General features: G+C 61.6%; 5 protein-coding genes. 2 read left to right on the forward strand and 3 right to left on the reverse strand.

Annotated elements, in window-relative coordinates; genetic code table 11:
* The 3 genes from I5W_RS22840 to I5W_RS22850 form a co-directional block, all read right to left on the reverse strand.
* Positions 1 to 964, reverse strand: a 964-nt coding sequence (locus I5W_RS22840; protein WP_044530971.1) for a TIGR03862 family flavoprotein, incomplete at its 3' end; no start/stop codon positions are given.
* Positions 965 to 1,051: 87 nt separating this feature from the next.
* Entirely contained in the window at positions 1,052 to 1,795 is a 744-nt protein-coding gene (locus I5W_RS22845) for an amino acid ABC transporter permease (protein ID WP_017449762.1), read from the reverse strand.
* A 136-nt stretch (positions 1,796 to 1,931) separates the two neighbouring features.
* Positions 1,932 to 2,738, reverse strand: a complete 807-nt coding sequence (locus I5W_RS22850; RefSeq protein WP_044530969.1) for a basic amino acid ABC transporter substrate-binding protein — start codon at positions 2,736 to 2,738, stop codon at positions 1,932 to 1,934.
* A gap of 496 nt (positions 2,739 to 3,234) precedes the next feature.
* On the opposite strand from I5W_RS22850, the gene I5W_RS30455 reads away from it, so the two are divergent.
* Positions 3,235 to 4,212: a DUF4123 domain-containing protein gene (locus I5W_RS30455; RefSeq protein WP_199901792.1), complete on the forward strand. Its 978-nt coding sequence runs from the start codon at positions 3,235 to 3,237 to the stop codon at positions 4,210 to 4,212.
* Between the two features lie 9 nt (positions 4,213 to 4,221).
* Positions 4,222 to 5,874 (forward strand): T6SS effector BTH_I2691 family protein, encoded by a 1,653-nt coding sequence (locus tag I5W_RS22865; protein WP_044530972.1) that lies wholly within the window; start codon positions 4,222 to 4,224, stop codon positions 5,872 to 5,874.

The raw sequence follows: 5,874 nt of genomic DNA on the forward strand, positions 1-5,874 counted from the left end.
CATTCGCGCACAGGCCGGCCTTGACCCCCTTCAAGTGCAGGCGGCTTTGCAGATGGCTGGAGAGCGAGCGTGCACCGCGTGGGTGGGCCAGTTCGGCTTCCACCTTTTCCAGTGGCCAGTCCGGCAGCAGGTCCAGATAGAGCCGGGCCGAACCTTCGGCGGCAATGGTATCGCGCAGCGCCGCCGACATCGCATAGACCAGGCTGCCTTCGATGCCCTCGGCGGTGACGATGAATTCGCCGCGCCGGTTCTGCACACCGCCGCTGGCGTGCGCCGTACTGGCCACCACCGGCTTGACCGGCTCGCCGGCAAAGCGCTCGCGGAAATGCGCGCTCCAGTCCAGCTCGAAGCCGCAATTGGACGGCAGCAAGGGCGCCACTTCCACTTGGCGCGCCTGCAACAGCGGCACCCAGCTACCGTCCGAGCCCAAGCGCGGCCAACTGCCGCCGCCCAGCGCCAGGACCACGGCGTCGGGTCGCACGGCGATCTCGCCCTCGGGATGGGCCAGGCGCAGCGCGCCATCTTCCTGCCAGCCCAGCCAGCGATGGCGCATATGGAACTGCACCCCGGCTTGGCGCAGGCGATGCAGCCAGGCGCGCAGCAGCGGCGCAGCCTTCATCTCGCGCGGGAAGACCCGGCCGGAACTGCCGACGAAGGTCTCGATGCCCAGTTCGTGGATCCAGGCGCGCAATTGCTCGCCATCGAAGCGGCGCACGAAAGGCGCCACCTGTTCGCGACGCTTGCCATAGCGCGGCAGGAAATCCGGTTGTGCTTCGGAGTGCGTGATATTCATGCCGCCACGTCCGGCCAAGAGGAACTTGCGGCCGGCCGAGGGCATGGCGTCATAGACGTCCACGGCAACGCCATGGGCGGCCAGCACTTCGGCTGCCATCAGCCCGGCCGGGCCGGCGCCAATCACGGCCACGCGGCTACTGCCGGGGGCCAGGGTAGGGAGGGTCTGCATCGGTGTCATGCGCGGCATGATACCGCCGGGCTGCGGTGAGCGCACGCGATTGATGTGATGGCGTCGATCAGCAGGAACGCGCCGCCATCAGCGGCGATGTGGTGCGCGGTACTTGTTTTCCAGTCGTGCCACCAGCAGTGCCAGACAGATGGTCATGGAAAAATACAGCACGGAAATGGTGATATACGGTTCCCAGTAGCGCGCATAGGTGCCGGCCACGGTGCGCGCGGCATAGGCCAGTTCGGCCAGGCCGATGGCCGAGACCAGCGAGGAATCCTTCAACAGCGTGATGGCCTCGTTGCCCAGCGGCGGCAACATGCGGCGAAACGCCTGCGGCAGCACCACGTAGCGCATCGTCAGGCCATAGTTCATGCCCAGGCTGGCGGCGGCATAGGACTGGCCGCGCTCGATGGACTGGATGCCGGCGCGGAAGATTTCCGAGATATAGGCCCCCGCATTCAGGGACAAGGCCACCGTCCCCGACAGGAAGGCGCCGTAGTCCTGCTTGATGGTGCGCGCCAGCTCGCCCGTGATCAACAGGCCATGTTCCTGCTGCACCAGCAGCGGCATCACCGCGAAGTGGATCAGCATGATCTGCACGAACAGCGGCGTGCCACGGAAGAAGGCCACGTACAAGCCGGCCAGCCAGCGCATGAGCCGGGTCGGCCATTTCCACGGGCCGTGCTGCACCTCGGCCAGGCGCAGCATCCCCACCAGCAAGCCGATCACGGTGCCGATCAGGATACTGACCAGCGACACCTGCAAGGTCATGAGAACGCCCTTGGCGAACAACGGCGCATAGCCTTGGATGATGCTCCAGCGGAAATCCATGTCGGACTCGATTGGTGGGTGGAAAAAGGAGGATGGAAGGAAAGTTCACGTTGCCCTGACCGGATGGCCGCCTGGCGGCGCTGTCCGGGCATGGCACCTGAGGCTTACCTGTTCAAGGTGAACTTGTTGACTACCATCACTTACCGAAATACTGCGCGCTGATGGCGGCAAAGCTGCCATCGGCCTTCATCTCGGCCAAGCCCTTGTTGATCTTGGCCAGCAGTTCAGGATCATCCTTGCGCACGGCGATGCCATAGTCTTCCTTGGGGAAGCTCGGATCGGTGACGGTGCGCAGCTTGCTATTGGGGTTGTTGGCGATGTAGTTCTTGACCACCGGTTCATCGGCCACGACCGCATCGACGCCGCCGCTTTCCAGTTCCTTCAGGGCCAGCGGAGTGGAGTCGAAGCGCTTGATCTTGGCGCTGTTCTTGCCCAGCACCTGCTGCACCAGTTCGTCGCCTGAGGTGGCGCTCTGGGTGCCCACGGTCAGGGGCTTGAGGTCTTCCATCTTGCTGACCTTGGTATCGGCTGCCGGCAGGGCGATGGTCTGGGTCGCCACGAAGTAGGGATCCGAGAAGGCCACCGATTTCTTGCGTTCATCGGTGATGGTGATGGCCGAGATCAGCAGATCGCGGTCGCCCTGGGCCAGGAAGTTGAAGAAGCCTTCGAAGGGCGTGGGCACGAACTTGACCTGGATGCCGATCTTCTTGGCCAGTGCCTTCATGACGTCGATGTCGAAGCCGACCACTTCCTTCTGTTCGTTTTCGGAAGAGAAGGGCGCATAGGCCGACTCGACGCCGACCACGTAGACGCGCGCCGCCGCAGCCTGCGGGGCGGCGGCCGACTGGTCTTCCTGCTTGCCGCAGGCGGCCAGGCCCAGCATACCGACGAAGCCGGCGGTCAGCGCCAGCGCGCGGGCGTGGCGGGAGAACATCTTGATCATCTTGTGGATTTCCTTGTCTGGAATGGTTGCGTGCAACAGGGCGGTGAGCGCGGGTGGCGCAAGGGGCTGTGTTGCTTCAGGGTAATTTTGGGATTTTTTTGCAGGCGGCATTGTAAACCGCTCTGGGCGGATGGCGGGACATGGCGCGTCAAAAAGGCGCAGAAAATCGGCTGAAACGTGGCATCGTTGCAATGTTCAGGCAGGGCCGGCGGAGGTAGATTTTTCATCATCGTTAGTTCTTGCAATGCGGGAACTAAGTCCAATCGCCCCTCTCAAAAGCGCGCGCCATCTCCTCGCAGCGCGCAAGAAATAATTAAAAGCAACCCTTCGAATAACTCAGCCGTCATGACATGGGCCTGCGCAGGGATGACATGTGTTCCGCATCCATCGGGATATTTGCCATGCCGCGACGCGACGATTTTGCCAAAGAGAATTCGGCACGTAAGTCGGGAGGCAAGCGCCGTATCAGCGTGCCGATGCCGTATTGGAGACCAACTTGGATGACCAACTTTCGACCGAGCAGCTCACGGGCCGGGCCGCACCGAGGTCACCGCCATGGGATGGCGTATTGCAGCAGCTGCATCGCGAGATCGATCAGCATGGCGACGGCAGGTGTTTCGTCTGGGTTGACCCGGCCCAAGGAGAGCCTGACCTGGGAGAGACCGACCCTGGTCTGCGCGTCAGCATACCCATCGTGCATCCCAATTACGACCGCCGTTTCGCCCCCTATCTAGTCCCCTTGAATCTCAGTCGCTTCAGCGACGATTGCGTTCTCGCGGCCAGCATCGAGCTCGCGTGGACTGCCTGGAGCACACCTTTTCTCATGGCCCGCAGAGGGCAGCCGATCAGTGGCTGGATCATCAGTGAGCGCAGTGCGCGCGAGGTGGCCGCGTATTGGGGGAGGCACTGCTATTTGCATTTCGTGCAAGGACGGACCCACCTGCTGCGGTTCCATGATCCGGGTGTGCGAGGGATGCTATGGCAGGATCTCGATGCAGGGCAGCGCGCCTTGCTGCTACGTCCGGTGAAAGCCGTCTTCTCGCTGAATCGGCATCAGGCGCTGGAGTCCTTCAGCGCGCCATCGACGCCAGCCACTGGCCCAGATGTGGTCGCCTCCCACCGCCTTGATGAACAGTTGCGGCTCAGCGAGCAGCAATGGCAACAGGTCAATGATTACGCCACCGTACATGCCGCCTGGAGCTATCTGGTGGGCGAAGACCTGATCAGCCGCGATACCCCGGTGACCGAAGCCTTGCGACACAGCTTGGGCGTGGCGTCGTCCTATGGCGTGACGTCAGCGGACGACCGCATGTTGTTCCTGGTCTGTGGCTTGCGCCATGGTATCGGCTTTCACACTCATGCACGCATGGCCGAGGTCTGGCGACGCACCACCGGCGGCGAGCCATTCGTAGATGCCGTCGAAGCCGTGTCGGGTCTTCCCTTCGAGCAATTGTCCACCTACCTGATGGATTGAATTCTTGTTATGGCTTGCACCAACCCCCAAAACCCCGGCTGCAGAAATTGCAACAAGGACGGACTGGCGATTCTGCTGGCGCGTTACGCTGTTGTGCCGCTCAACATTCCGGGTGACATCCCGGCCCCATTGGGCAACAAGGTCACTGGCACCGCGCTGACCAACTACAAGTATGTATTGCGTACGCTGCGCGCAGGTTTCGTCTACCTGTTCTATGAGCGCCACCCCTCCAACATCACCATCAAATGGGAAGCCTACGCTGTCTCCCCCGAAGGCCGGCTGTGGAAGCGACCCTCGCACCTCTATCCCGAACCGGTGCCCGTGGAGCCGGTGTGCACGCGCAGCGGCGACAATATTCCGACATCAGTGATCCACATCGAACATCCTGCCAAGTGCGGTCGTGTCTGGATAGCATTTTCGCAGCATGCCTGGAGTGAAGCCACCTTCAAGGCTTTCGCCAGCGACATCAAACTGCGCGATCAACGTATGCAGACCTTTATCCCCAAGCTGTGGATCAGCGCGGGCGGTTATCGTCACGGCATGGTCGCCACCGAGGGCAACGTACAGAAGGTGCTCGAATACAACCCGGCCTATTCCCCCGACCTGCTCAATGAAAGGACCACCACCGGAGTATTCGGCAGCCCGAGCGGCAGGTATAACCGCACCAAGCTTCAGGCCAACACCACGATCCATCGATCCTTCAGCCGCAAGGACGAGGTCAAGCCTCTCGTGGCCAAGATGGAAGAAATCTGCACCCACGGCAAGGGCGAGAAATACAAGCCCATGGTCATGGGCGTGTGGGACGCGCTGGGCATTGGAATCGAACTCAATAACTTCCGTAACGAACCGGCGGGGTGGATGCATCGCTATAACACCGAGTTGCCGTTTCAGATCGATGGCATGTTGACCATCAGCAGCCTCAAGGATCTGCTGGAAAATCACGCCGGTGCCGTCGTCGATCGCAATGCGGATCTGGCCAAGCAGCGCGCGCAGCAGTACGACTTCGTCAAGGAGCGGGCGGAGGCGCAAAAGCTGCCCGCCGATACGAGGGAAAAACGCCTCAAGGCGATCGAGGTGCAGGAGTACGTACAGTCCAAAGGCGTCGAGGTGGACAACGTCTACCAGAACCGCATCATGCGCGCCGCCATGTTGCCCGACGCCGCGCGTGACAAGGAGTATGCCCAGATCAAGGCCGATGCCGACACGGTGGTCACGTCACGTGCCGCCTACCGGAAAGGCCGTGTTGAAAAAGCCTGGCCACCGTATGCGGAGAAACTCGACATGAAGGCCTACGAGACCTTCAAGAAGAATTTCGAAAGCCTGCAGGATGAAGCGACGGCCCTGATCGAAAAGCGCACCGCCGACATGCTCGCCTGGATGCAGTCCCGGCATTTCCTGGATGGACTGCGGGAGTACCACGGCGACGATATCCAGGATGCCGTCGCCTTCGAATCGCATGTCAGCGAAGTCACGTTCCTGTTGAACACGACCAAGAGCGGTCGCGGCAAGATCGACGAATGGGTCAATGATCTGCAGATCGCGGAATCCAACCTGATGTACCGCCTGTTGAGCATGAATCAAGATGCGGCGCGAACCGAAGTTTCGCAATTCCTGATCCAGGCCGAGACGTTCAGGAGCGATCAGACCGCAGCCACGGTCTGA

The sequence above is a fragment of the Herbaspirillum sp. B65 genome (assembly GCF_000333555.1).
Taxonomy (GTDB): domain Bacteria; phylum Pseudomonadota; class Gammaproteobacteria; order Burkholderiales; family Burkholderiaceae_D; genus Herbaspirillum; species Herbaspirillum rubrisubalbicans.